Origin of the sequence: Pseudomonas germanica, from assembly GCF_019614655.1 — a bacterium.
Lineage (GTDB): Bacteria > Pseudomonadota > Gammaproteobacteria > Pseudomonadales > Pseudomonadaceae > Aquipseudomonas > Aquipseudomonas neuropathica.
Genome location: NZ_CP071586.1, coordinates 6,610,227 through 6,636,831 on the forward strand (window position 1 = coordinate 6,610,227; position 26,605 = coordinate 6,636,831).

Annotated in this window: 24 protein-coding genes and 1 other RNA gene; 9 read left to right on the forward strand and 16 right to left on the reverse strand. The window is 60.1% G+C overall.

Features of this window, described 5'->3' with window-relative positions; translation table 11 throughout:
- Window positions 1-86 precede the first annotated feature (86 nt).
- From ssuE to J0G10_RS29425, 3 genes are all read right to left on the reverse strand, one after another.
- Window positions 87-680: an NADPH-dependent FMN reductase gene (gene ssuE, locus J0G10_RS29415; RefSeq protein ID WP_007913832.1), complete on the reverse strand. Its 594-nt coding sequence runs from the start codon at window positions 678-680 to the stop codon at window positions 87-89.
- 318 nt (window positions 681-998) lie between these two features.
- Window positions 999-1,637 (reverse strand): peroxiredoxin, encoded by a 639-nt coding sequence (locus J0G10_RS29420; RefSeq protein ID WP_016772650.1) that lies wholly within the window; start codon window positions 1,635-1,637, stop codon window positions 999-1,001.
- Window positions 1,638-1,931: 294 nt separating this feature from the next.
- Window positions 1,932-3,299, reverse strand: coding sequence for an OprD family porin (locus tag J0G10_RS29425; RefSeq protein ID WP_220557146.1), 1,368 nt, complete (start codon window positions 3,297-3,299; stop codon window positions 1,932-1,934).
- A gap of 364 nt (window positions 3,300-3,663) precedes the next feature.
- Between J0G10_RS29425 and tauA the strand changes: the two genes are divergently transcribed.
- Entirely contained in the window at window positions 3,664-4,653 is a 990-nt protein-coding gene (tauA, locus tag J0G10_RS29430) for a taurine ABC transporter substrate-binding protein (RefSeq protein ID WP_405122684.1), read from the forward strand.
- 82 nt (window positions 4,654-4,735) lie between these two features.
- On the opposite strand, the gene argA is transcribed toward tauA, so the two are convergent.
- Both argA and argE read right to left on the reverse strand, forming a co-directional pair.
- Window positions 4,736-6,037 carry an amino-acid N-acetyltransferase gene (gene argA / locus J0G10_RS29435; RefSeq protein WP_064116338.1) on the reverse strand — a complete coding sequence of 434 codons (1,302 nt, stop codon included), beginning with the start codon at window positions 6,035-6,037 and terminating at the stop codon, window positions 4,736-4,738.
- Window positions 6,038-6,303: 266 nt separating this feature from the next.
- Window positions 6,304-7,458 carry an acetylornithine deacetylase gene (argE, locus tag J0G10_RS29440; protein ID WP_220557147.1) on the reverse strand — a complete coding sequence of 385 codons (1,155 nt, stop codon included), beginning with the start codon at window positions 7,456-7,458 and terminating at the stop codon, window positions 6,304-6,306.
- Window positions 7,459-7,613: 155 nt separating this feature from the next.
- Between argE and J0G10_RS29445 the strand changes: the two genes are divergently transcribed.
- Entirely contained in the window at window positions 7,614-8,984 is a 1,371-nt protein-coding gene (locus tag J0G10_RS29445; RefSeq protein ID WP_220557148.1) for a CYTH domain-containing protein, read from the forward strand.
- Window positions 8,985-9,051: 67 nt separating this feature from the next.
- On the opposite strand, the gene J0G10_RS29450 is transcribed toward J0G10_RS29445, so the two are convergent.
- Entirely contained in the window at window positions 9,052-9,516 is a 465-nt protein-coding gene (locus J0G10_RS29450) for an Lrp/AsnC family transcriptional regulator (protein WP_016983809.1), read from the reverse strand.
- 126 nt (window positions 9,517-9,642) lie between these two features.
- Between J0G10_RS29450 and J0G10_RS29455 the strand changes: the two genes are divergently transcribed.
- The 3 genes from J0G10_RS29455 to J0G10_RS29465 all read left to right on the forward strand — a co-directional run bounded on the left by J0G10_RS29455 (window position 9,643) and on the right by J0G10_RS29465 (window position 12,244).
- Window positions 9,643-9,981 carry a hypothetical protein gene (locus J0G10_RS29455; RefSeq protein ID WP_095049401.1) on the forward strand — a complete coding sequence of 113 codons (339 nt, stop codon included), beginning with the start codon at window positions 9,643-9,645 and terminating at the stop codon, window positions 9,979-9,981.
- 92 nt (window positions 9,982-10,073) lie between these two features.
- Complete coding sequence (locus tag J0G10_RS29460; protein WP_095125819.1) at window positions 10,074-11,858, forward strand: GspE/PulE family protein; 1,785 nt, start codon at window positions 10,074-10,076, stop codon at window positions 11,856-11,858.
- Between the two features lie 65 nt (window positions 11,859-11,923).
- On the forward strand, window positions 11,924-12,244 hold the full coding sequence (locus J0G10_RS29465; protein ID WP_171057234.1) for a DUF2388 domain-containing protein: 321 nt from the start codon (window positions 11,924-11,926) through the stop codon (window positions 12,242-12,244).
- Window positions 12,245-12,434: 190 nt separating this feature from the next.
- Here the strand turns inward: J0G10_RS29465 and gcvP are convergent, their stop codons facing one another.
- The 10 genes from gcvP to J0G10_RS29515 form a co-directional block, all read right to left on the reverse strand.
- Complete coding sequence (gene gcvP, locus J0G10_RS29470) at window positions 12,435-15,308, reverse strand: aminomethyl-transferring glycine dehydrogenase (protein ID WP_220557149.1); 2,874 nt, start codon at window positions 15,306-15,308, stop codon at window positions 12,435-12,437.
- A gap of 249 nt (window positions 15,309-15,557) precedes the next feature.
- Complete coding sequence (gcvH, locus tag J0G10_RS29475) at window positions 15,558-15,941, reverse strand: glycine cleavage system protein GcvH (RefSeq protein WP_122596654.1); 384 nt, start codon at window positions 15,939-15,941, stop codon at window positions 15,558-15,560.
- A 50-nt stretch (window positions 15,942-15,991) separates the two neighbouring features.
- Window positions 15,992-17,074, reverse strand: coding sequence for a glycine cleavage system aminomethyltransferase GcvT (gcvT, locus tag J0G10_RS29480; protein WP_095049397.1), 1,083 nt, complete (start codon window positions 17,072-17,074; stop codon window positions 15,992-15,994).
- A gap of 156 nt (window positions 17,075-17,230) precedes the next feature.
- The gene (locus J0G10_RS29485) at window positions 17,231-18,847 is read right to left on the reverse strand and encodes an ABC transporter permease (protein ID WP_220557150.1); all 1,617 of its coding nucleotides are present in this window, start codon (window positions 18,845-18,847) and stop codon (window positions 17,231-17,233) included.
- Between the two features lie 154 nt (window positions 18,848-19,001).
- Window positions 19,002-20,006 carry an extracellular solute-binding protein gene (locus tag J0G10_RS29490; protein ID WP_095125816.1) on the reverse strand — a complete coding sequence of 335 codons (1,005 nt, stop codon included), beginning with the start codon at window positions 20,004-20,006 and terminating at the stop codon, window positions 19,002-19,004.
- A 221-nt stretch (window positions 20,007-20,227) separates the two neighbouring features.
- The gene (locus J0G10_RS29495) at window positions 20,228-21,445 is read right to left on the reverse strand and encodes a 2-octaprenyl-3-methyl-6-methoxy-1,4-benzoquinol hydroxylase (RefSeq protein WP_177409260.1); all 1,218 of its coding nucleotides are present in this window, start codon (window positions 21,443-21,445) and stop codon (window positions 20,228-20,230) included.
- A gap of 9 nt (window positions 21,446-21,454) precedes the next feature.
- Window positions 21,455-21,940, reverse strand: a complete 486-nt coding sequence (locus tag J0G10_RS29500) for a DUF4442 domain-containing protein (RefSeq protein ID WP_095049393.1) — start codon at window positions 21,938-21,940, stop codon at window positions 21,455-21,457.
- Window positions 21,933-23,120 (reverse strand): 2-octaprenyl-6-methoxyphenyl hydroxylase, encoded by a 1,188-nt coding sequence (ubiH, locus tag J0G10_RS29505; protein ID WP_095049392.1) that lies wholly within the window; start codon window positions 23,118-23,120, stop codon window positions 21,933-21,935. Before ubiH ends, J0G10_RS29500 begins: the two co-directional genes overlap by 8 nt.
- A complete protein-coding gene (pepP, locus tag J0G10_RS29510; protein WP_095049391.1) occupies window positions 23,117-24,451 on the reverse strand; it encodes a Xaa-Pro aminopeptidase in 1,335 nt (444 codons plus the stop codon). Before pepP ends, ubiH begins: the two co-directional genes overlap by 4 nt.
- A gap of 27 nt (window positions 24,452-24,478) precedes the next feature.
- Window positions 24,479-25,039, reverse strand: a complete 561-nt coding sequence (locus tag J0G10_RS29515; RefSeq protein ID WP_095049390.1) for a YecA/YgfB family protein — start codon at window positions 25,037-25,039, stop codon at window positions 24,479-24,481.
- Between the two features lie 125 nt (window positions 25,040-25,164).
- Here J0G10_RS29515 and J0G10_RS29520 point away from each other — a divergent pair, with 125 nt between their 5' ends.
- From J0G10_RS29520 to J0G10_RS29535, 4 genes are all read left to right on the forward strand, one after another.
- Window positions 25,165-25,374: a TIGR02449 family protein gene (locus tag J0G10_RS29520; RefSeq protein WP_007911197.1), complete on the forward strand. Its 210-nt coding sequence runs from the start codon at window positions 25,165-25,167 to the stop codon at window positions 25,372-25,374.
- Window positions 25,371-25,688: a cell division protein ZapA gene (locus J0G10_RS29525; protein WP_093429754.1), complete on the forward strand. Its 318-nt coding sequence runs from the start codon at window positions 25,371-25,373 to the stop codon at window positions 25,686-25,688. The genes J0G10_RS29520 and J0G10_RS29525 overlap by 4 nt, the downstream gene beginning before the upstream one ends.
- A gap of 30 nt (window positions 25,689-25,718) precedes the next feature.
- A non-coding RNA gene (gene ssrS / locus J0G10_RS29530) (6S RNA) lies at window positions 25,719-25,897 on the forward strand.
- A gap of 79 nt (window positions 25,898-25,976) precedes the next feature.
- Complete coding sequence (locus J0G10_RS29535) at window positions 25,977-26,582, forward strand: 5-formyltetrahydrofolate cyclo-ligase (protein WP_093429753.1); 606 nt, start codon at window positions 25,977-25,979, stop codon at window positions 26,580-26,582.
- Window positions 26,583-26,605: the final 23 nt, after the last annotated feature.

Genomic DNA, 26,605 nt, shown 5'->3' on the forward strand with positions numbered 1-26,605 from the left:
CTCTCCTTTTTGCTGTTGGGTTTTGGCTGCACCTGCTTGACCGTTAGCGGCGAAGTAAGGTGAGTTACATCAAATGCGGGTGTGGCTTAAATGCTCCAGCGAGCACTCAACAAACGTTCGTTCAACAGGCCCGGTTCCAGCGGTTTCGGCCGGCGGGCCATGGCGCCGACAAACTGATCCAGCGCTTCATGCAGTCGCTGCTCCAGCGCCGGTGCCAGTTGTGCTGCGGCACTGCCTTCGCCGTAAGCGATCTGGCTGTCCTCGGCGAAAATCCCTTGGAGCATTTCCTGGGCTTTCAGCGCGGACAACACAGGCTTGAGCGCGTAATCGACCACCAGCATGTGGGCGATGCTGCCGCCGGTGGCCATTGGCAAAACAATCTTGTGGTTCAGGGCACGCTCCGGGAGCAGATCCAGCAACGTCTTCAACGCGCCGGAAAACGAAGCCTTGTACACCGGCGTGGCGATCAACAGGCCGTCGGCGTTTTCGATCTGTTGCAGCAGGTCGAGCACCTTCGGGCTGTCGAAGCGGGCGTGAAGCAAATCTTCGGCCGGGAAGTCCCGCACCTGATAACTCACCACTTCCACCCCTTGCGCCTGCAACCAGCGTTGCGAGCGTTCCAGCAGCACCCCGGAACGGGAGCGCAGGCTGGGACTGCCACCGAGTGAGACGACCAGCATTGAGACAATTCCTTAAGCGTTTCAGGCGATTCGCGGGTTGCAATCTCGCTTCGATGGAGTGACCTTACCAGCTGATTTATATATCCATAAATCATATTTATTCATTTGGTTATGCATTTTGGAGATATGCGATTCGCTTTGTTTCGGGCGAAAAAAAAGGCCGTCGAAACGGCCTGAAATCCCCTGCTTAGTAGCAACCACTGATCGTTCCCACGCTCTGCGTGGGAATGAATCCATGGACGCTCCGCGTCCACTGTGACGCAGAGCGTCACGGGCGGCATTCCCACGCGGAGCGTGGGAACGATCTGCCCGGTGAGATCACTTATTCGGCTGCGGCGTCAGGCGCAGGTACGGTTTCACCGCGCGATAACCCTTCGGAAAGCGCTGCTTGATCTCGTCCTCATCCTTGAGCGACGGCACGATCACCACCTCTTCACCGTCCTGCCAGTTGGCCGGCGTAGCCACCTTGTAGTTGTCGGTGAGCTGCAGCGAATCGATCACCCGCAGAATCTCGTGGAAATTACGCCCGGTGCTCGCCGGATACGTGATGGTCAGACGAATCTTCTTGTTCGGATCGATCACGAACAGCGAACGCACGGTCAGCGTGTCGTTTGCGTTCGGATGGATCAGGTCATACAGATCCGAAACCTTGCGATCGGCATCGGCGAGGATCGGGAAGTTGACGATGGTGTTCTGGGTTTCGTTGATGTCTTCGATCCACTTGTGGTGCGAATCCACCGGGTCGACCGACAGCGCGATGGCTTTGACGCCGCGCTTGCTGAACTCATCCTTGAGCTTGGCGGTGAAGCCCAGCTCAGTGGTGCACACCGGAGTAAAGTCCGCCGGGTGGGAGAACAGCACGCCCCAGCTATCGCCCAGCCATTCGTGGAAACGAATCTTGCCGGCGCTGGAATCCTGTTCGAAATCGGGGGCGATGTCGCCGAGTCTGAGGCTCATGGTGCTGCTCCTGATGAGTTGTTCGAGACCTCAACTGTAGCCCGTGATTTGCCATCATGAAAAAGAATAAATAATGAGATATCTAGATCATAAGTGAATATTAAACATCTGTTCACTGGACGCTGGCAGGCATCCCGACGAATATCGGTCGCAAGGTTCGAGAAGGCCTTGAGTTGCTGTAAAGAGGGAAATCGGGGATGGCTTACGGGGGTGGGCCTGACTCGAAAACGCAAAAGCCCCGTCCGGCGCGATGCCGGACGGGGCTTTTTTACATCAGCGAATCGAGGCGCGCTATTACAGCAGCGGGATCGAGTAGCTGACGATCAGGCGGTTTTCATCCTGGTCGCGCTGACCTGGGATGTCGTTGCGCCACATGGCGTTTTTCCACATCACGCCAACGTTTTTCAGCGGGCCTTCTGGTACGACGTAACCGATGGTCAGGTCGCGTTCCCACTCGGAACGGCCGGTCGCGTTGGTGCTGACTTGGCGGTCGCCGACTTTACCGGTGGTGTCGATGTTATCGCCACGCAGGTAAACCACACCAGCGGTCAGGCCAGGTACGCCAACTTTGGCGAAGTCGTACGAGTAGCGAGCTTGCCAGGTACGCTCGCCAGCGCGGGCGAATTTGGCAATCTGCATGTCGGTAGTGATGTAAGCCGACGAGCCGTCACCCTGGTTCAGCCAAGGGAAGTCGCTGTTGCCGTTGCTGACCTGATAACCGCCACCGAAGGTGTGACCTTCAACGGTGTACAGGAACAAGCCGCTGTACAGGTTGTTGTCGACTTTACCTTTGGTGATGCCAGTGCCGTAGTCACCGGTGGTGTAATAGGCAGGGTCGTTACCGTTGGCGCCATCGTCACGGCTGTTGAAGTAACGGAAGTCAGACTTCAACACACCCGGGCCGATTGCCCAGTTGTGCACCAGACCGAGGAAGTGCTGCTTGTAGTAATCCTGCAAGTTGCCGTAGTAGTACTGGGCAGTCAGGTCTTTGGTGATTTTGTAGTCACCACCACCATAGATGAACTTGTTGCTGTCACGACCGGCGGCGGTGTGAGCGTTGGAGCCAGCAATCGACAACTCTTCGTTGTTGCTGGAGTTACGGCCCTTGGCGTGCTCGATTTGACCAGCAACCAGCGTCAGATCCTTGATCTCGTTGGAAGTGATCTGGCCACCCTGGAAGGTTTGCGGCAACAGACGACCGTCGTTGGTCACGATAACCGGCAGTTTTGGCTGCAGAGTGCCGAGCTTCAGTTCAGTCTGGGAGATCTTGGCTTTGGCCGTCAGCCCCAGGCTGGAGAAGTCATTAACCGCTTTACCGTTGGACTCGCTTGGGAAAACAGTGCCGCCGTAGGAAGTCTTCGAGGCGCCGTTGGTGCCGCCACCCGAATCCAGACGCACGCCCAACAGACCGATAGCGTCGATACCGAAGCCTACGGTGCCTTGGGTGTAGCCGGAGATGAAGCGCAGATCGAAGCCTTGGCCCCATTCTTCTTGCTTGTTCTGAGCGCCGGCAGCCTTGGTATCGCCATCACGGTTATCAGTGTTGATGTAGAAGTTACGCAGCCCCAAAGTAGCTTTGCTGTCTTCGATGAAACCGGCGGCGCCTGCCTGCTGCGCCATAACCCCTACGGCCACAGCCAGGGCCAAGGTGGACTTGTTCATGTAAAGCTCCTCTCGTTTCTAATTCTTGTGTTCCTGGCCCTGGGTCTGATGCCCTGGGTCCTAAGATGCGCGATTAGCGCCAGACCGTGACTGACAAGTCAATCGTAACCTTGTGTGTCTACGACCAAGGTCTAATCGCAGTGATTTGGTCCGTGCAGAGTAAAGATTTCCTGATAAACCCAAAAAGAATTTATTCATTCTTTTTCATACCATTTCGGAATATGGCCAGTATCGTGCCACCTCCGCCGGGAAACAGCGTATCGGCGACTAAGCTCATTCCTAAATGGTATTTGTTGGCCTTTTTTTATATCGATTAGCTTTGGCGCAACCGCAATTCGTCAAACCCTATCGAAAAGGCGACGCCATGATGGCCAAACGCGCACTATCTAGTCAATTTGTTACAGTTTGTGTGTCAGCGCTGATTTCTTTTTCGGCCCATGCCGCCAACCTCACCGTGGGTTATCAAACTGGTATCGACCCGAGCAAAGTCCCCCAAGCCGACGGCGTCTACGAGAAGACCATCGGCGAGAAAATCGACTGGCGCCGCTTCAACAGTGGCCCGGAAGTTGTGACAGCCATTGCTTCCGGTGATGTGCAGATCGGCAACCTTGGCTCCAGCCCGTTGGCCGCTGCCGCTTCGCGCAATCTGCCGATTGTGGCGTTCATCGTTTCGGCACAGATCAATGCCGCCGAAGCCTTGGTGGTGCGCAATGGCAGCGGCATTAACACACCGCAGGATCTGGTCGGCAAAACCATCGCCACACCTTTCGTTTCCACCTCACACTACAGCTTGCTCGGCGCCCTCAAGCACTGGGGCCTGGACGCCTCGAAAGTCAAAGTGGTGAACCTGCAACCTGCAGAAATCGCTGCCGCGTGGAAACGTGGGGATATCGATGGTGCGTTTGTCTGGTCGCCGGCGCTTGGGGAAATTCGCAAGACCGGCAAGACCCTGACCGATGCGGCGCAAGTGGGCCAATGGGGCGCGCCGACCTTCGAGGTCTGGGTCGCGCGCAAGGACTTCGCCGAGAAGCATCCTGACGTTGTCGCGAAGTTCGCCAAGGTTACGCTGGATTCATTTGCCGATTACGCGGCGCATAAAGACAGCTGGACGGCTGACTCGGTGCCGGTACAGAAAATCGCCAAACTGACCGGTGCCAATGCCGCTGATGTGCCGGAATTGCTCGCAGGGTCGGCGTTCCCGGACGCCAAGGCGCAGCAAACCACGGCGCTGCTGGATGGCGGCACGGCGAAAGCGATTGGCGAGACGGCGAAGTTTTTGAAGGAGCAGGGCAAGGTTGAAACGGTGCTGCCGGATTATTCGCCGTATGTCAGCGCGAAGTTTGTGGCGCAATAAAAGCTTCGCGAGCAGGTCGAATCGTCGCACCGTCGCTCCCACAGGAGTGGGAGCGAGCCTGCTCGCGAATGGAGCAACTCGGTTAAAGGGTTTTTTCGAAGATTTTCGAATTGCGCTGGAAGTTGTACAACGAAGCCCGCGCCGCTGGTAGGCGTTCAACGCTGCTTGGCTCGAACCCACGCTCACGGAACCAGTGCGCGGTGCGTGTGGTGAGGACGAACAGCGTCTTCAAACCTTGCGCCCGCGCACGGGTTTCAATGCGCTCCAGCAGTTCATCACCGCGACCGCCATGGCGGTACTCCGGGTTCACCGCCAGGCACGCCAGCTCACCGGCATCGGAATCGGCAATCTGATACAGCGCCGCGCAGGCGATGATCATGCCTTCACGCTCGACCACGCTGAACTGCTCGATCTCACGCTCCAGCACTTCGCGCGAACGACGCACCAGAATCCCCTGCTCTTCCAGCGGGCTGATCAAGTCGAGCAAACCGCCGACGTCTTCAATCGCCGCCTCACGCACCAGTTCGAATTGCTCTTGCGCGACCAGCGTACCGCCACCGTCACGGGTGAACAGCTCGGTCAGCAGCGCGCCGTCTTCGGCGTAACTGACGATATGGCTGCGCGCCACGCCGCCACGGCAAGCCTCGGCAGCGGCATCCAGAAGCTCTGCCTGATAGTTGCTGCTGCCCAGACGCTGTAAATGCGCCGGCACTTGCTGTGGACGCAACTCACGCACCAGTTTGCCGTTCTCGTCGATCAGACCGAGATCAGCACCGAACAGCAGCAGCTTGTCAGCGCCCAGGTCGATAGCGGCGCGGGTGGCGACGTCTTCGCAGGCGAGGTTGAAGATTTCACCGGTCGGCGAGTAGCCCAAAGGCGACAGCAACACGATCGAACGCTCGTCGAGCAGGCGATTGATGCCCTTGCGGTCGACCCGGCGCACTTCGCCGGTGTGGTGATAGTCGACGCCTTCCAGCACACCGATCGGCCGCGCGGTAACGAGGTTGCCGCTGGCCACGCGCAGACGCGAGCCCTGCATCGGCGACGAAGCCATGTCCATCGACAGGCGCGCTTCGATGGCAATGCGCAATTGGCCGACTGCATCGATCACACATTCCAGGGTTGCGGCATCGGTGATGCGCATGCCGTGGTGGTAATGCGGGGTCAGGCCACGGGCGGCGAGGCGGGTTTCAATCTGCGGGCGCGAACCGTGCACCAGCACCAGGCGCACGCCGAGGCTGTGCAGCAGGACGATGTCGTGGACGATGTTGCCGAAATTCGGATGCTCCACGCCGTCGCCAGGCAGCATGACGACGAAGGTGCAGTCGCGGTGGGCATTGATGTAAGGAGACGCGTGACGAAGCCAATTGACGTATTCGGGCATGAACCTGGGCCTGTAATAAATAGCAGCCGAAAAAGGGGCGAAACGGAAAACGCACAGCGGGCTGATGGTTATCGTCGGAACAGGCTTGGCGACACGCGTGCTCTCCTCATGAATACGGGTTGGGATGCTGGCAATTTACAGCGTTTGATCGGATAAAACACATACCTCCTGTGGGAGCGAGCCTGCTCGCGAAAGCGCTGTATCCGTCGACATCGAGGTGACTGAAATGGCGCTTTCGCGAGCAGGCTCGCTCCCACAGAGGTGGATCATCGTTCGTCAGCAGTCAGGCAGTAATGTTCAATCAGTTGCCGTAATAGATGCACGGTAGGCTGCAAACGTGACATTTCAAGGTACTCGCCGGGCTGATGCGCACAGGCAATGTCACCGGGGCCAAGCACGATGGTTTCGCAACCAAGGCGCTGAAGATAAGGCGCTTCGGTGCCAAACGCTACCGCTTCAGCGCTGTGGCCGGTGAGCTTTTCGGCGATGCGCACCAGTTCAGCGTCTTCATCCTGCTCGAACGACGGCACTTCCGGGAACAAAGGTTTGTAGTCGATCTTCACCTGGTGGCGTTCGGCGACCGGGTTGAGTTTGCGCAGAATCTCCGCACGCAAGACTTTCGGGTCCATGCCCGGCAATGGCCGCAGATCGAATTCCAGCGAACACTGGCCGCAGATACGGTTGGGATTATCGCCGCCATGGATGCAGCCGAAGTTCATCGTCGGTTGCGGCACGCTGAACTGCGGATTGTTGAATTCGCGCTGCCACAGCAGGCGCAGGCCGCGCAGTTCGCCGATCGCATCGTGCATCGCTTCGAGGGCGCTGTGGCCCAGGCGCGGATCCGACGAATGGCCGCTCTGCCCGAGAATGTCGATGCGCTCCATCATGATGCCTTTGTGCATGCGGATCGGTTTGAGCCCGGTCGGCTCGCCGATCACCGCTGCGCGGCCGATTGGACGCCCGGCCTCGGCCAATGCGCGGGCACCGGACATCGAGCTTTCTTCATCGCAAGTGGCGAGGATCAACAGCGGTTGTTTGAACGGTTGCTCAAGCAGCGGTTGCACCGCTTCGATGATCAACGCGAAGAAGCCCTTCATATCGCAACTGCCCAAGCCGACCCAACGGCCATCGACTTCAGTCAGCTTCAGCGGATTGGTCTGCCACAGCGCATCGTCGTACGGCACCGTGTCGCTGTGTCCGGCCAGCACCAGCCCGCCGGGGCCGCTGCCGAAACTGGCGAGCAGATTGAATTTGCCTGGGCTGACCTGCTGGATATCGCAATTGAAACTCAGGTCGCCCAGCCAGCCGGCGAGCAAATCGATCACCGCGCGGTTGGATTGGTCGAGGTTCGGTTGGGTACAGCTGACCGATGGCGCGGCGATCAGCGCAGCGAACTGGTCTTGCATGGACGGCAAAGGCATCGCTGACTCCAACTCCCGATTTGAAGTCCATCATAGAACCATCCGGCGTCAGGAATAAACCGTCGCAGGGCGTAGGACGAATCAGTCCTGTACACTGCACGGCCTTGGCAGCCACATATTCCCCGGCTGCGCTCCCGATCCTGGATTTTCCGGCCATGCAGAAAGAAACCGAAATCAAACTCCGCGTCAGCCGCGAAACCCTCGCTGCGCTGCGCGAGCACCCGTTACTGAAAAAACGCAACAAAAGTGGCTGGGAACGCCGTGAGTTGATGAACCAGTACTTCGACACCCCTGAGCGCGATCTGGCCCAGGCCAAAGTCGCCCTGCGCCTGCGCAAGGACGGTGACGAAGTCATTCAAACCCTCAAGACCCGTGGCCAAAGCGTTGCTGGTCTGTCCGAACGCAATGAATACGACTGGAAGTTGCCGAAAGCCAAGCTCGACGTGAAAAAACTCGACGGCGAATGCTGGCCCGAGTCGCTGGCCGAGCTGGACAAGAAAACCCTGAAGCCGATCTTCACCACCGACTTCGTCCGCGAGCGCGCCGAAATCGCCTGGGGCCGTGGCAAGACCAAAGTGGTCATCGAAGCCGCGCTGGATCTCGGTCACGTTGTGGTAGGCAAGCAGAAAGAAGAAATCTGCGAGCTGGAACTGGAGCTGCGCGAAGGCGAGCCTGCCGCGCTGCTGGAACTGGCCGCCGAACTGGCTGAAACCCTGGCGTTGATGCCGTGTGACATCAGCAAGGCTGAGCGCGGCTACCGTCTATACGACGCCAACAGCTACTCGTTGAGCCTGCCGGCGCCGGAGCTGACCCCGGAAACCCAACTCGACGACGCCTTCGCCGCGCTGAGCTGGCATTTGCTCGGCAGCAGCCAGCGTCTGGCCGAACAGTACCGTTTCAACGGCCACTGGCGCCTGTTGCTCGACTGGGTCGAGAACCTCGCGGAAATGCGCGCCCTGCTCAGCAGCCTCGGCCAGGCCGCGCCGCGTCAGTCGACTCACGATTTGCGCGTCGCGCTTGATGCATTGCTGGAAGACTGGCGTCCGCTGGTACAGGCCGGCATCGAAGATGAAGACGTACGCAAGGCTGCGCCGGAGCAGTTCCTCGAAGAACTGGAAGATCCGCGCTGGGGTCTGTTCTCGCTGAGCACGTCACGCTGGTTGCTGGCCCGTACCTGGACCGCCGACCGCAACGTTCGCGGCAATCGTCAGGGCGGTGCGCAGTTGCATAGCTGGTTGCCGCGCCTGTTGGGCGAAGAAGCTACGGCCCTGCAATTGCAGCGCTATCAGCAGCAGCCGGAAGATCTGGCTGAACAACTGCCGCGTATCGAGCGCATTCAGGTCTGGCTGCACCACGCGCGCAACGTGCTGGAAATCCCGGAAATGGATCGTCTGTACGGCGAGCTGAACAAGTTGGCGCAACTGGCCAACGAGCCGACGATCACTGACGAACTGCTCGACGCGCGCAAGCAACAGGCGATTGCGGTTTACCAGAATCGCGCATGGAAAATGCTCCTGCGTATGTGATGACCCTGTGGCGGGGGGCTGCCCCCGTTGATGATCGTTCCCACGCTCCGCGTGGGAACGATCAGGGTCAGACAGGCAAACTGGTGGTGGACTTGATCTCCGACAACGCCACAATCGAATTCACTTCCTGAATCCCCGGCACCAGCGACAGCTTCTCGAAAAAGAATCGCTCATACGCCTCGATGTCCGCCGCAACAATCCGCAGCAAAAAATCCACCGCCCCCATCAGCACATAACATTCCAGCACTTCCGGAAAGCCACGAATCGCTTCGGTGAACTCAGTGAAGTTCGAACGCCCGTGCGCGTTGAGTTTGATCTCGGCGAAGATCTGCGTGTTCAGGCCAATCTTCTTGCGATCGAGCAAGGTCACCTGGCCACGAATGATGCCCTCCTCCTTCATCCGCTGAATCCGTCGCCAGCACGGTGATTGCGACAGGCCGACCTGCTCGGCGATCTGCGCGCTCGACAGTGAAGCGTCCTCTTGCAGCAAGGCGAGAATCTTGCGGTCGTAGCTGTCCAGCTCACTGTGCATAGAAAAACCTCGATTACGTAATTCCGCGAATTGATCCTTTCGATCAATCGTCAATAACGACGATCATAGCCAAGAAATACCCGGCGTCGAATGTAAAAATTCCTCCAGAGATTTTGGAGACTCGCCATGCCGCACCTCGAAGCCGTCACCACCGTGCCAACCCGCGCCGATGTCTGGAACGTCAACAACGCCCATTGCCTGGCGCAGTATCAGATCCTCGCCGAAGCCGAGCCCGACTTGCTGGTGCGGGTGCTCAACCTGTTCGCCCTGCAATTCCTCACACCGGAGCAGGTCAATGTGCAGCGCATGGATGATCTGCTGTCGATCGACCTGGTCATGGGCGGTCTCAGTTGGCATCGCGCGCAAGTGATCGCGGAAAAACTTCGTAACCTGATCAGCGTCTGCTCGGTCAATCTGCAAAACGCCGACAGCGCTTGGGATGCGCGGACGCAAGCGGCCGGCTGACAAGTTCGGCAACGGCTTCGTCGGGTAGTGGCCCAACGGTCTGCGGGGCCGCGACTATCCTTTTGCGCACTGTCGCTCAAAAGGAAGCCCGCATGTCCGTTCAACTTGCCACTCAGGACCGCTGGCTGGAACTCAACGAAGTGCTGCGTGAACTGGTCGCCCAAGGGTTTATTTGCCAGGACTCGGCGGAGCAGGCGCTGAATGCCCGCCGCCGTCTCGCGGCTCATGCTCAGATGCATCCGCTGGAGTTCATCGCCAGCCAGCAACTCGACGACCTCAGCCGGCCAGGCAAACACCTCGACCTGGAAAGCCTGACCCTGTGGCTGGCGCAACAGGCCGGCCAGCCGTACTTGCGTATTGACCCGTTGAAGATCAACGTCGCCGCGATCACACCGTTGATGTCCTACGCCTTCGCACAACGGCACAAGATTCTCGCCGTGGCGGTCGACCGCGATTCGGTGACCGTGGCCAGTGCCCAGCCTTATGTCACCGGCTGGGAGGCCGATCTCACCCACGTATTGAAGCTGCCGATCAAACGGGTGGTGGCCAACCCGGCGGATATCCAGCGCTTCAGCGTCGAGTTCTTCCGCTTGGCCAAATCGGTCAGCGGCGCCAGCAATGCCGATCAGCAGAGCGGTAACCTCGGCAACTTCGAACAACTGCTCAACCTCGGCGCCAGCGATCAGGAGCCGGATGCCAACGATGCGCACATCGTCAACATCGTCGACTGGCTGTTCCAGTACGCCTTCCAGCAGCGCGCCAGCGATATCCACATCGAGCCTCGGCGTGAACAAGGCACGGTGCGCTTTCGCATCGACGGCGTGCTGCACAACGTCTATCAATTCCCGCCGCAGGTGACCATGGCAATTGTCAGTCGCCTGAAAAGCCTCGGGCGGATGAACGTCGCCGAGAAGCGCAAACCCCAGGACGGCCGGGTCAAGACCAAGACCCCGGACGGCGGTGAAGTGGAGCTGCGCCTTTCGACGCTGCCCACCGCGTTCGGCGAAAAAATGGTCATGCGGATTTTCGACCCGGAAGTGCTGCTCAAGGATTTCGACCAGCTGGGTTTCAGTGCCGACGATTTGCGCCGCTGGCAAGACATGACCCGCCAGCCCAACGGCATCATTCTGGTCACCGGGCCGACCGGTTCGGGCAAGACCACCACGCTGTACACCACGCTGAAAAAACTGGCGACGCCGGAAGTGAACCTCTGCACCATCGAAGACCCGATCGAAATGGTCGAGCCGGCGTTCAACCAAATGCAGGTGCAGCACAACATCGACCTGAGCTTCGCCGCCGGGGTGCGTGCGCTGATGCGGCAAGACCCGGACATCATCATGATCGGCGAGATCCGTGACCTTGAAACCGCTGAAATGGCGATTCAGGCGGCGCTCACCGGGCACCTGGTGTTATCGACCCTGCACACCAACGACGCCCCCAGCGCGATCAGTCGTTTGCTCGAACTCGGCGTGCCGCATTACCTGATCAAGGCCACCGTGCTAGGTGTCATGGCCCAGCGCCTGGTGCGGACCTTGTGCCCGCATTGCAAGGCACCGCTGACGCTGGCAGAGGAAGACTGGCAAACCCTGACCCGCCCGTGGCAGGCGCCGCTGCCGGGCAATGCACAACGTGCCATTGGTTGCGTGGAATGCCGCGACACCGGTTATCACGGCCGCGCCGGGGTCTACGAGATCATGCAACTGAGCGACAGCCTCAAGGCGTTCATCACCCCGGACGCCGACCTCACGGCGATTCGTCGGCAGGCGTTCAAGGAAGGCATGCGCAGTTTGCGTCTGTCCGGGGCACAGAAAGTCGCAGCAGGGCTGACGACGGTGGAAGAAGTGCTGCGGGTGACGCCGCAGAGCGAGCAGAAATAAGCCGCCACGGAACCGGATCAGGGAATGGCGATCCAAGGCCCTAGTTAACCCCCTGGAGTCATCTCATCATGCGTCTCAAACTTGCTGTCGCCACTCTGGCCTTGCTGTCCCTTCCCGTTGGTTCGGCCATGGCGGACAGCTTTTGGCGTAACGTCATCTCGTCCGGTGCCACTACCGGTTCGACCTACCTGACCTTCAAGGATCACAAGCTGATCATCGCCGCACAGGACGATGCCGGCAGTTTCGTTGCCAGTGACGGCGGCATTCGTGGGCCGTATCTGGAAGCGGCGATGCAGAAAGTCCGCGCCGACAATCCGGGCCTGCAGGCGACCGATATGGAATTGGCGAATGCGATCCTGGCGAAGAACGCCGTGGCTTCCGAGTAAGCCGTTCGCCGAAGCAAAAATGCCGCTCAACAGAGCGGCATTTTTTTGCCCGGATTTCAGGCTTACCACAATCCCTTGTAGGAGTGAGCCTGCTCGCGATAGCGGTGAATCAGTCACCGGAGAATTTGCCTGATACACCGCTATCGCGAGCAGGCTCACTCCTACAGGGGACGATGTGCCACCAGAGAGTTCAGCGGTAATCATCCACCGGTACGCAGGCGCAGAACAGGTTGCGATCGCCGTAAACGTTATCCACCCGATTCACCGCCGGCCAATACTTGTGCGCCTTGGTGTGCGCATCCGGGGTGATGCCCTGCTCGATGCTGTAGGGTCTCTCCCAAACCCCGGTGACATCCGCCAGGGTATGCGGCGCCCGTTTCAACGGGTTGTCCTCGGCCGGCCAGTTGCCGTTTTGCACTTCAGTGATTTCTGCACGAATGCTCAGCATCGCACCGATAAAACGATCCAGTTCAGCCTTCGATTCGCTCTCGGTCGGCTCGACCATCAACGTGCCCGGCACCGGGAAGGACATGGTCGGCGCATGGAAGCCGTAATCCATCAGGCGCTTGGCGACGTCTTCTTCGCTGATCCCGGTCAGCGCCTTTAAGGGCCGCAGGTCGAGAATGCATTCGTGAGCGACCCGCCCGTTGCGCCCGGTGTACAACACCGGGAATGCACCGGATAAATGCTGCGCCAGATAGTTCGCCGCCAGAATCGCCACCTCGCTGGCATCCGCCAATTGCGGGCCCATCATGGCGATGTACATCCAGCTGATCGGCAGAATGCTCGCGCTGCCCCAGGGCGCCGCGCTGACCGCGCCGTTCTGCGCCAGCGGCCCTTCAATTGGCACCACCGGGTGATTGGCGACAAACGGTGCCAGATGCGCGCGAATGCCGATCGGCCCCATGCCCGGCCCACCACCGCCGTGAGGGATGCAGAAGGTCTTGTGCAAATTCATGTGCGACACGTCGGCGCCGATGTCCGCCGGCCGCGCCAGCCCGACCTGCGCATTGAGGTTGGCGCCGTCCATGTAGACCTGACCGCCGTACTTGTGGATAACCTCGCAGATCTCGCTGATGCCCTCCTCGTACACACCGTGGGTCGACGGATAGGTCGCCATCAGGCACGACAACTTATCCCCAGCCTCGGCGGCTTTCGCTTTCAGATCCTCCAGATCGACGTTGCCCGCCTCGTCGCACTCGACGATCACTACGCGCATCCCGGCCATTTGCGCCGAGGCCGGGTTGGTGCCATGGGCCGAGGACGGAATCAGGCAGATCTCCCGCGCCCCCTGCTGACGGCTTTCGTGGTATTTGCGGATCGCTAGCAACCCGGCGTACTCGCCCTGAGCGCCGGAGTTGGGCTGCATGCAGATCGCATCGAACCCGGTGATTGCGCACAGCCAGCGCTCCAGCTCCTCGATCATCAGCGTATAACCGACCGCCTGCTCACGCGGCACGAACGGATGCAGGTCGGCGAATTGCGGCCAGGTAATCGGGATCATTTCGCTGGTGGCGTTGAGTTTCATGGTGCACGAGCCCAGCGGGATCATCGACTGATTGAGCGCCAGATCCTTGTTTTCCAGTTGCTTGAGATAACGCAGCATCTCGGTTTCGCTGTGATGGGCGTTGAACACCGGGTGACGCAGGTAAGGGGTGTTGCGCTGGAGATTGTCGGGGATACCGGAATAAAGGGTTTCGGCGTCGAGTTCCTCGACGTTCAACCCATGATCGGCACCGAGCAGCACATCGAACAAATTCGCCACGGTGCGTTCATCGCAGGTCTCATCGAGACTCAACCCGACCCGACCGCGCCCGAGAATCCGCAGATTTATCTGCGCAGCCTGGGCACTCTCGATGATCGCCGTTTGCGCACCGCCGACGTCCAGCGTCAGCGTGTCGAAGAATTGTGCGTTGACCCGACTGATGCCCTTGCGCTCAAGCCCAGCCGCCAAAATGCAGGTCAGTCGATGCGTGCGCTGGGCGATGCGCTTCAAACCTTCCGGGCCGTGATAGACCGCGTAGAAACTGGCAATGTTGGCCAGCAGGACTTGTGCGGTACAGATGTTCGAATTGGCCTTCTCACGACGAATATGTTGTTCGCGGGTTTGCAGCGCCATGCGCAATGCGACGTTACCCCGAGCGTCCTTCGACACGCCGATGATCCGCCCGGGAATCGCCCGTTTGTATTCCTCGCGGCTAGCAAAGAATGCTGCGTGCGGCCCGCCGTATCCCATCGGCACGCCGAATCGCTGGGAGGAACCGAACACTACATCGGCACCCAACTCGCCCGGCGGCGTCAGCAACAGCAGACTCAATAAATCCGTCGCGACACAAGCCAGCGCCTGTTGCGCATGCAGGTGGTCGATCAATGGCCGCAGATCGTGAATCTCGCCGTGGGTGTCGGGATACTGCAGCAATGCGCCGAACACCTGATGTTGTTTCAAGTTATCCACAGCGTCGATGATCAGCTCGAAACCGAAGCCTTCGGCACGGGTCTGCACCACGGAAATGGTTTGCGGGTGGCAGTTCTCATCGACGAAAAACAGATTGCTCTTCGACTTCGCCACACGCTTGGCGAGTGCCATGGCTTCGGCAGCCGCCGTCGCTTCATCGAGCAGCGAAGCGTTGGCCAACTCGAGGCCGGTGAGGTCGATGGTCAGTTGCTGGAAATTCAACAGCGCTTCGAGCCGGCCTTGAGCGATCTCCGGTTGATACGGCGTGTACGCGGTGTACCAGCCGGGATTTTCCAGCACATTGCGCAGGATGACGGTTGGCGTCAGGGTGCCGTGGTAGCCCATACCGATCAGGCTGGTCCAGACCTGATTCTGCTCGGCGTAACTGCGCAGCTTGGCCAGCGCGGCTTGTTCATCCAGCGCGGGTGGCAGCTCGAGCGCGCGATTGAAGCGAATGCCTGGCGGCACCGTTTGCTCGATCAGTTCAATTCGACTACCGAGGCCAAGGCTGTCGAGCATCGCCTGTTGCTCGGCTGCATCGGGGCCGAGGTGACGGCGCAGGAAGGCATCGGGATCGCGTAACTGGCTCAGGGACGGCAACTGGGACATGACGGGCTCTCTCTTGGCTGGCGCTCGGCGTCAATGCAACACGGTCAAACCAGCATAGCAGCCGATGTGGCAACCCATTTTCAGTGCACCCCGTCCCCCTGTAGGAGTGAGCCTGCTCGCGATTGCGGTGTGTCAATCGCATTAATGAGTCTGAAAGAACGCTATCGCGAGCAGGCTCACTCCTACAGGGGATTTGTATCGTGCATAAAAAAGCCCCGACAAGTCGGGGCTTTGGGTATTGCTTAGAACTTACTCGCCGATAGCAGCCTTGTAAGCGGCAGCATCCAGAAGCTTGTCCAGCTCAGCCTTATCGCTTGGCTTGAGCTTGAAGATCCATGCGCCGTACGGATCGGAGTTCAGCAGCTCTGGCGAACCGCCCAGCTCTTCGTTGATCGCGATGACTTCACCGCTGATCGGCGAGTAGATGTCGGAAGCAGCTTTCACCGATTCAACGACGCCAGCCTGATCTTCAGCGGCGAACACCTTGCCTACTTCGGTCAGCTCAACGAACACCACATCGCCCAGCGCTTCCTGCGCGTGATCGCTGATGCCCACGGTGACGGTGCCGTCGGCTTCCAGACGTGCCCATTCATGACTTTCGGCAAAACGCAGTTCAGCGGGAATATTGCTCATCTTCGGTGTCCTCTGGAATTGGGTCAGCGGTCATGCCCGCCGGAAAAAGGTTAGATCAAAGTTTTGCCATGGCGTACGAAGGTCGGTTTGACCACCCGTACCGGGTACCACTTGCCACGGATTTCCACTTCGGCGCGGTCGGCGGTGGCCATCGGAACACGCGCCAGGGCAATCGATTTGCTCAGCGTAGGAGAGAAACTACCACTGGTGATCTCCCCTTCGCCAACATCGGCGATGCGAACCACTTGATGAGCGCGCAAAACACCACGTTCTTCCAGGACCAGACCAACCAGTTTGTGCGCAATGCCGGCAGCTTTTTCCGCCTCCAGCGCAGCACGGCCGATGAACTGGCGGGTGGCCGGTTCCCAGGCAATGCTCCAGGCCATGTTCGAGGCCAATGGCGAAACGTCTTGGTGAATGTCCTGACCGTAGAGGTTCATACCGGCTTCAACCCGCAGGGTATCGCGGGCACCGAGGCCGATCGGGGAAATGCCGGCACCGACCAGATCGTTGAAGAACCCCGGCGCCTGATTGGCCGGCAGGCAGATTTCCAGGCCATCTTCACCGGTATAACCGGTACGCGCGATGAACCAGTCACCGTCGGTATAGCCTTCGAAGGGTTTGAGGTGCTGGATCAGCGTGGCGCGCGACTGGGTCACCAGTTCGGCAATCTTGTGCCGGGCCTGTGGGCCTTGGATGGCGAGCATCGCCAGCTCGGAGCGCTCGTGCAGCTGCACGTCGTAATCGCCGCGCTGCGCGCTCATCCAGGCCAGATCCTGATCGCGGGTCGAAGCGTTGAACACCAGTCGATAAGCGTCGTCGAGGCGGTAGACGATCATGTCGTCGACGATGCCGCCACGCTCGTTGAGCATGGTGCTGTACAACGCACGGCCGGGGCGGTGCAGGCGGTCGACATCATTGGCCAGCAAATGCTGCAGCCAGGCCTTGGCCTGGGTGCCGGTGACATCGATCACGGTCATGTGGGAAACATCGAACACCCCGCAATCGCGGCGCACTTCGTGGTGCTCCTCGACCTGCGAGCCGTAATGCAGTGGCATGTCCCAACCGCCAAAATCGACCATCTTCGCGCCGAGGGCGAGATGCAGGTCATACAGAGGCGTACGCTGTCCCATGGGTTTCTCCTTCCGGGCGTGGCGAAGGTGCGGACAGCCGCTGTACGGGGTGAAAGCCGCGAAATAGAAGGCTTTCAGCCGATTTCAGCGAACGGGTCTGTCAGACGAACCGCACCGAATGCCGCGCATTGTAGCCGCATGATTCAGGACTGACGACTAAGTGTTTCGGTGCGCCGAGCGGCGGATCAGTCCGATGACCGGCAATAGACCGACCAGAACCAGGGTCAGCGCTGGCAAAGACGCCCTCGCCCATTCACCTTCACTGGTCATTTCAAAGATCCGCACCGCCAGCGTGTCCCAGCCAAACGGGCGCATCAGCAGGGTCGCGGGCATTTCCTTGAGCACATCGACGAACACCAGCAGCGCCGCGCTCAGCGCGCCGGGCAGCAACAGCGGCAGATACACTTTGAAAAACAGTCGCGGCCCACTGACACCCAGGCTACGTGCTGCTTCGGGCAAAGAGGGCCGTATACGCGCCAGACTGCTTTCCAGCGGCCCGTACGCCACCGCAATAAAACGCACCAGATAGGCCATCAGCAACGCCGCCAGACTGCCAAGCAGCAGCGGTTTGCCCGCGCCGCCGAGCCAACCGGAGAGTGGAATCACCAGCTCGCGATCCAAATAACTGAACGCCAGCATGATCGACACGGCCAACACCGAACCCGGCAAGGCGTAGCCCAGGTTGGCCAGACCAACACCAGAGTTGATCGCCTGCGTCGGCGCCAGCCGCCGGGCAAACGCCAACAACAGCGCAACACTGACGGTAATCAGCGCCGCCATGCCGCCCAAATACAAGGTGTGCAGGATCAGCCCCGCGTAGCGCTCGTCCAGATCGAAACGGCCGCGCTGCCAGAACCAGACGATCAGTTGCAGCAGCGGAATGACGAAGGCGCAGGCGAACACCAGTGCGCACCAGCTCATCGCCGCGAACGCCTTGAGCCCGCGCAAGTGATACAGGGCTTTCACCCGTGGCCGCTCGTTGCCCGCCCGATTGGCGCCACGCGCGCGACGTTCGCCGTAGAGCACCAGCATCACCACCAGCAGCAACAGACTGGCCAGCTGCGCCGCACTCGACAGGCTGAAGAAGCCGTACCATGTCTTGTAGATGGCGGTGGTGAAGGTGTCGAAGTTGAACACCGACACTGCGCCGAAATCCGCCAGGGTTTCCATCAGCGCCAGTGCCACGCCGGCGCCAATCGCAGGACGCGCCATTGGCAACGCCACTCGCCAGAAAGCTAGCCACGGCGACTGACCGAGTACTCGCGCGGCTTCCATCAGGCCTTTGCCCTGCGCGAGAAACGCGGTGCGCGCCAACAAGTAAACGTAGGGATAGAAGACCAGCACCAGCACGATGATCACCCCGCCGGTGGAGCGCACGCGCGGCAGCCGCAGGCCGCTGCCGAACCATTCGCGCAGCAGGCTCTGTACGGGACCGGCGAAGTCGAGCAGGCCTACGAAAACGAAGGCCAGTACGTACGCGGGGATGGCGAACGGCAGCATCAGCGCCCAGTCGAGCCAGCGCCGGCCGGGAAATTCGCAGAGGCTGGTGAGCCAGGCGAGGCTGACACCCAGCAGCGTCACACCGACACCGACGCCAACGACCAGCGTCAGGGTATTGCCCAGCAGGCGCGGCATCTGGGTTTGCCACAGGTGCGACCAGATCTGTTGATCGATGGTCTGCCAGGAGAGCAGCAGAACGCTCAGGGGCAACAGCACCAGCGCGGCGATGGCGAAAACGATGGGATACCAGCGGCGTTGGGCAGGGTGGGCCAAGGAAACAGTCTCGTTCAAATGATTGTGCCCACGCTCTGCGTGGGCACACATCCTGTGACGCTCTGCGTCACGCTGTCGGCGGCACGACGCAGAGCGTCGATGGATGCATTCCCACGCAGAGCGTGGGAACGATCACAAGTCTATCGAAAAAGCCTCAATTCCAACCCGCCCGATCCATCATCCGGATCGCTTCAGCCTGACGCTTGCCCGCCACTTCCACCGGCAAGGTGTCAGCGACAAACTTGCCCCACGCCGCCACTTCTTCCGAAGGCGCCACCGCCGGGTTGGCCGGGAACTCCTGGTTCACGTCAGCAAAGATCTTCTGCGCCTCAGGTGTGGTCATCCACTCAACCAAAGCCTTGGCCGCTTCCGGGTGCGGCGCATGCTTGGTCAAGCCAATGCCCGACAGGTTCACGTGCACGCCACGATCGGCCTGATTCGGCCAGAACAGCTTCACCGGCAGTTCCGGCTTCTGCTTGTGCAGGCGGCCGTAGTAGTAAGTGTTGACGATGCCGACATCGCATTGCCCGGCGTTGATCGCTTCGAGCACCGCGACATCATCGGAGAACACGTCGGTGGAGAGGTTGTTGACCCAGCCCTTGAGGATCTTTTCGGTCTTCTCGGCGCCATGGACTTCGATCATGGTCGCGGTCAGCGACTGGTTGTAGACCTTCTTCGCCGTACGCAGGCACAGGCGCCCTTCCCAGTTCTTGTCGGCCAGTGCTTCGTAGGTGGTCAGCTCGCCCGGCTTCACGCGTTCAGTGGAGTAGGCGATGGTCCGCGCGCGCAGGCTCAGGCCAGTCCAGGCGTGAGTAGACGAGCGATATTGCAGCGGAATGTTGGTATCGATGACTTTCGAAGTGAACGGCTGGAGGATGCCCATCTGCTCGGCTTGCCAGAGGTTGCCGGCGTCAACGGTGAGCAGCAGGTCGGCGGTGGCGTTCTCACCTTCGGCCTTGATGCGCTGCATCAGCGGCGCTTCCTTGTCGGTGATGAACTTGATCTTCACCCCGGTCTTGGCGGTGTAGGCATCGAAGACCGGTTTGATCAGCTCATCGATGCGCGACGAGTAAACCACCACCTCATCAGCGGCCTGGGCCGTTGTGCTGCCGATCAGGGTCAGGGCCAGTGCGGTCAGAAGACGCTTGGGTGCCAACATGGGAGTGGTCTCTCGGTCGGGAAATGTGGGCCAAATGATAAGGACTCACATTTACCACCTCAATCGAACTCTTTTTGAAGGAGTTACCAGATGTTGCACAGTTTGAAAATTGTGGTGCCTGGCCGGGCGCCATTGCGAGCAGGCTCACTCCTACAGTTGGAATGCGTTCCCCTGTAGGAGTGAGCCTGCTCGCGATGAGGCAATCAGCATCAACGAAGAGATCAGGGTTTAGCGAGGGCCGGAAGATCCCCGGTCAACCCAAGGGCTTCACGCACAAACAGCGCCTTCGCTTCCGGCATCTGCTCCACCAGCTTCAACCCGGCATTACGCAACCACCTGACCGGCAACGGATCCGCCTGGAACAACCGCTCAAAGCCTTCCATCGCCGCCATCAGCGCCAGATTGTGCGGCATGCGCCGACGCTCGTAACGGCTCAGCACCTTCGCATCCGCCAAACGCTCGCCACGCTCGGCCGCCTGCAATAGCACTTCGGCCAACACCGCCGCATCGAGGAAGCCAAGGTTCACACCCTGCCCCGCCAACGGGTGAATGGTGTGCGCCGCATCGCCGATCAACGCCAGGCCTTCAGCCACGTAACGTTTGGCATGACGCTGACGCAGCGGCACGCACAGTCGCGGATCGGCACTGATGACTGCGCCGAGGCGGCCTTCAAAGGCACGCTCCAGCTCTCGGCAGAACGCCGCTTCATCCAGCGCCATCAAGCGCTCGGCTTCGCTCGGCGTGGTCGACCAGACGATCGAACACCAATCCTGCTGCCCGTCACGCTCCAGCGGCAGAAACGCCAATGGCCCGTGATCGGTAAAGCGCTGCCACGCGGTCATCTGGTGCGACTTGCTGCTGCGCACGCTGGTGACGATGGCGTGGTGCATGTAATCCCACTCGCGCGTGGCCATCCCGGTGAGGCGGCGAACGGCCGAGTTGGCACCGTCAGCGGCAATCACCAATGGCGCGCGCAACTGACGACCGTCAGCCAGCGTCAGCAACCAGTCATCGCCCGAGCGGCGCATCTGTTCCAGCCGCGCATTAGCGAGCATGCCCAGATCGCAATCGTGCAAACGGTCGAGCAAGGCGTCCTGCACCACACGGTTTTCGACGATATGACCCAGCACCTCGGCGTGCACACTGCTCGCCGAGAAATGGATCTGCCCGGTGCCGCTGCCGTCCCAGACGTGCATGTCGGTGTACGGGCTGCTGCGGCGCTTGGCGATGCCGTCCCACACGCCGAGGCGTTCGAGGATGCGTTGGCTGGCTGCCGACAGCGCGCTCACACGCGGTTCAAATGCCGCGTCGGCATCGAACGGCTTGACGCTCAGCGGGCTGCCATCGAGCAGCAGGACTTCCAGCCCGCTGTCCTGCAACGCCAACGCCAGGGCGCTGCCGACCATTCCGGCTCCGACAATCAGCAGATCTGCGCGCATTTCCATGCTTTAAGCCTGTCTCGCTTGCGGCTTGAGCCGCACGTAAAGGGTTTTACCGACCCGCGCCACCAGATTGCCGGCGCCGTCATGAATGTCGACCTGCAACTGCGGCAGGTATTTCTCGCCGTTGGCGGTTTGCCGGCGAATCTCGGCGAGCAAGGTCTCGTCGATATTGAAGCGGGCGAATACCGGGCCTTTGCCCGGTGCAATGAAATCGATGTCGGCAGCCTTGTCCCAGACAATGTACTTCGAGCCGAGGTTTTCCATGAGCATCAGCATGAAGAACGGGTCGACCATCGAATACAGACTGCCGCCAAACTGAGTGCCGACGTAGTTGCGGTTGTACCAGCCCAGCCCCATCGACACCTGAACGTCGCGGAAATCATCGCTGATATGCCGAACCCGTACACCGGCGCCAAGATACGGCGGGTAGAACGTCATCACCCAACGCATCAACCGCGCCTTGCCGAATTTAGCGGTCAACCACTTAAGCATCCGGACGTGTTCCCAAACCCATGGCCTGACGGGCAAACCAGCGCTTGGCCGGCGGCAACAGATCAAGGCCGAGCAGGCCGATGTTACGGCCCAACGAAACCAATGGCTGCGTGCTGCCGAACAGGCGTGTGACCTGATCGGAAAAACCGACGGTGAGATCCTGATCGAGACGTTGACGCTCGCGATAAGCCTGCAATGTGGCGAAGTCGCCCAGCGGCTTTTCACTGGACAACAATGCGGCGGCCAAGGCATCGGCATCACGCAGTGACAAGTTGAAACCCTGACCGGCAATCGGGTGCAGGCTGTGCGCCGCGTTGCCGAGCACAGCCAGATGCGAGCGCACCTGTTCTTCGGCCTCGACCAGCGTCAGCGGATAAAGATGCCGCGCGCCAACCTGTTTCAACGTGCCGAGGCGATATCCGAACACGCCCTGCAATTCGCTGAGGAAATCGCGCTCGCTCAAATCGGCCAGGCGCTGCGCGTCCATGCCCAAACGGGTCCAGACCAGAGCACAGCGGTTTTCCGGCAGCGGCAGCAAGGCCATCGGCCCTTCGTCGGTGAAACGCTCGAAGGCCATGCCGTTGTGCGCTTCGCTCGGGGTGATGTTGGCGATCAGCGCGCTCTGGTTGTACGGACGCTTGCGCACGTTGATGCCCAACTGCTCGCGCAGACCGGAGCGACCGCCATCGGCGAGCACCGCGAGGTCGCATTCAAGGGTGGTTTCATCATTGAGGGTCAGGCGATAGCCATCGGGCAGCGGTTCCATACGCGTGACTTCCGCCGGGCAGCGCCAGCTGATCACGTCTTTATCGATGTGCTGCCACAGGCACTGCCCGAGCCAGGCGTTTTCCACCACATAACCGAGCGCTGGCACACCCTCTTCCATCGCCGACAAGCGCGCGGTAGAGAAACGGCCACGATCAGAGACGTGAATCTGCTTGATCGGCTCGGCGCGACGGGAGATTTCCTGCCACACGCCCAGCCGTTGATAAATCTGCCGCGAGCCGAAGGACAGCGCCGACGAACGTGCGTCGTAGCTCGGCTGCCAACTGTCGCCGGGAGCGAACGGCTCGATCAGGACAATCTTCCAGCCACGCGCCTTGGCCCCGGCCTGCAAGGCCAACGCCAGACTGGCGCCGACCAGACCGCCACCGATGATTGCCAGATTGACTCGACTCATGCCGCGTGGGTCCTTGCTTGCGCCATCAGCGCTTCGATTTCAGCGACGGTTTTCGGCACGCCGCTGGTGAGGATTTCACAACCGGTTCTGGTCACCACCACGTCGTCCTCGATACGTACACCAATGCCGCGCCATTTCTTCGCGACGTTCTGATTGTCCGGGGCGATGTAGATGCCCGGCTCTACGGTCAGCGCCATGCCGACCTCGAGCACTCGCCATTCGCCGCCGACCTTGTACTCACCAACGTCATGCACATCCATACCCAGCCAGTGGCCGGCGCGGTGCATGTAAAAAGCTTTATAGGCTTCGCTGGCGATCAACTCGTCGACCTCGCCATGCAGCAATCCCAGTTTCACCAGCCCCGTGGTAATCACTCGAACCGTGGCTTCGTGCGCTTGATTCCAGTGCTTGTTCGGGGCGATTTCGGCGAACGCGGCTTCCTGCGAGGCCAGCACCAACTCATAGATCGCTTTCTGCTCGGGCGAAAACTTGCCGTTGACCGGCCAGGTGCGGGTGATGTCGCTGGCGTAGCAGTCAATCTCGCAACCGGCATCAATCAATACCAGGTCGCCGTCCTTGAGCAGCGCGTCATTCTGCTGGTAATGCAGGATGCAGCTATTGCGCCCGGCGGCGACGATCGAACCATAAGCCGGCATTTTCGCCCCGCCCTTGCGGAATTCGTAGTCGAGTTCGGCTTCGAGGCTGTACTCGTAGAGCCCGGCCCGACTGGCCTGCATCGCGCGGATGTGGGCTTGCGCCGAGATCCGTGCGGCTTCGCGCATCACCTTCACTTCTGCCGCCGATTTATACAGACGCATGTCGTGCAGCAGATGATCCAGGGCAACGAATTCGTTCGGCGGCTGGGCGCCGAGGTGCGCCTTGGAGCGGATCACGTTGATCCAGTCCATCAGGTGACGGTCGAATTCAGGGTTGCTGCCCATCGCCGAATACACCCGGTCGCGGCCTTCGATCAGGCCGGGGAGGATGTCGTCGATGTCGGTAATAGGGAAAGCGTCGTCGGCACCGAAGTCGCGGATCGCGCCCTCTTGCCCGGCGCGCAAACCGTCCCACAATTCGCGTTCGGCGTTGCGCTCACGGCAGAACAGCACGTATTCGCCATGTTCACGGCCGGGCATCAAAACGATGACGGCTTGCGGCTCGGGAAATCCGCTGAGGTACTGGAAGTCGCTGTCCTGACGGTAGACATGCTCGACGTCGCGGTTGCGAATGGCGACCGCGGCGGCGGGCAGGATCGCGATGCTGTTGGGTTCCATCTGCGCCATCAGGGCCTTGCGGCGACGGCTGTATTCCGCTTTCGGGATATGGGTCATGGGCAGATGGCTTTCCCTGGCACGCGATTAATGCAGCGACGGCTTGGCGGCTGGCGGCACGTCGGCTTTCTTGGTTTCCGAGAACAGCAGCAACGGCGCAACGCGCAGGTACTCCATGACTTCCATGTAGTCGGTTTCGCCGTCTTCGGATTCTTCGAGAGCATCCTGCACTTGGGAAATGGCGGCCAGATCCTGCAGCACTTCGGTGGCTTCAGTGCTGAGCATGCTGCTGTCGCGGCAGTTCAGGCCGAAACCGCTGAGGAAGCCCTGGCACCATTGGCCCAGTGCAGCGGCGCGGTCAGCCAGCGGTGCGTCATCGGTCGGCAGCAGCAGAACGACAGTGACGTCGTCGCCGGTCAGCTCGCCTTTGACCATCTCTTGCAGGCCGATGAGGGCGTTACGGACGTTGTCCTGGATATCGCCTTCGAGCAGTTCGGCGGCGTCGATCAACCAGCCTTCGTTATCGAAGCCGGCACCGGCGCAACTGCGCCCGAGCAGCACGCCGTGCAGTTCGGCAGGCGAAACGTTGTGGCCGCTGGAAGTCAGCAGGGTGGCAAAGGCTTGGTACGGGGAATTCGCATTGGTCATGGGCAGCTAGGCGCCAGACGGCGCTATGTCTAGAATGAAGGCCTTGTATCCTACATCGACAGACTCGCCAAGACTATTAAAGGCTGTCCGCCAGCTACCCCCCATCAGACGAACACGTGGACACAATGGAAGACACCGACCTGCAAGCGCTGATGGCCAGACTCGAACTGTTGATTGGCCGAGTCGAGCAACTAAAGAGTCAAAATGCACTCTTACTAGCTCAGGAAAAGACCTGGCGCGAGGAACGCGCTCACCTCATTGAAAAAAACGAAATCGCCCGGCGTAAGGTCGAATCGATGATTTCGCGCCTCAAGGCCCTGGAGCAAGACTCATGAGTTCAAGCAATAGCGTCACCGTGCAGATCCTCGATAAAGAATATTCGATCATCTGCCCGCAGGAAGAACGCAGCAATCTGGTCAGTGCCGCGCGCTATCTGGATGGCAAGATGCGTGAGATCCGCAGCAGCGGCAAAGTCATCGGTGCCGACCGTATCGCCGTGATGGCCGCGCTGAACATCACCCATGACCTCTTGCACAAAGAAGAGCGTCCGGACATCCAGGCCAGCGGTTCGACCCGTGAACAGGTGCGTGACTTGCTCGATCGTGTCGATCTGGTGCTCGCCGACGATCAGAACACCAGCAAGGGCTGATTCAACTGGCCGCTTGCGGTATACTCGCGGCACTCCCTGGGGTGCTTGCCAGTTGACGATGTCCCTGAGCCGATTCGCACTACCCTGGAAGTTGCACGTTGGGCTGGTGTGCATGTCCGCTAGACGGAAAGCCTTAAAGTCTACTGCATCTTCCACCTTGAACTTTCGGGTTCAAGGGCTAAGTTGACAGCGGTTCATCCGGGGAGCCTGATTCGAATCCGATGTCGGTGAAAACCGCCATCGGATTTTTTATGCGTACGTTTTCGTCCAACCTGCCGAAGCCGAACCATGACCGAACCCGCGCTGCTGCCCCGCCCGCAACTCCGCCGCCTGCTGCGCAAGGCGCGTCGTGCGCTGACCAAGAGCGAACAACGCCAGGCCGCCAAGGGCCTGTACCGGCAACTGGCGCAAGACCCGCACTTTCGCCGGGCCAGACATATCTCTTTGTATTTGCCCACCGATGGTGAAATCGATCCGCGCCTTCTGCTGCGCGAAGCCCAACGTCGGGGTAAATCGACTTATCTGCCGGTGCTCAGCGCCTGGCCACGCACCAAGATGGTTTTCCAACGCATTCGTCCCGGCGAGAAACTTAAACCCAATCGCTTCCGCATTCTCGAGCCGCGAGCCAATCTGGCACAGCAACGCAAGGTCTGGGCACTGGATCTGGTGTTATTGCCGTTGGTAGGGTTTGACGATGTCGGCGGGCGACTGGGGATGGGCGGCGGTTTCTATGATCGCAGCCTGGCGTATCTGGCTCGGCGAAAAAGCTGGCGCAAGCCTACGCTACTGGGCCTGGCCCATGAATGTCAGAAAGTCGAACGCTTGGCGCAGGCAAGCTGGGATGTACCGTTACAAGGCACGGTCAGCGACAAGGCGTGGTATTTCGCGGGATAGGACGCCGCGCAGATCAGCGGCGT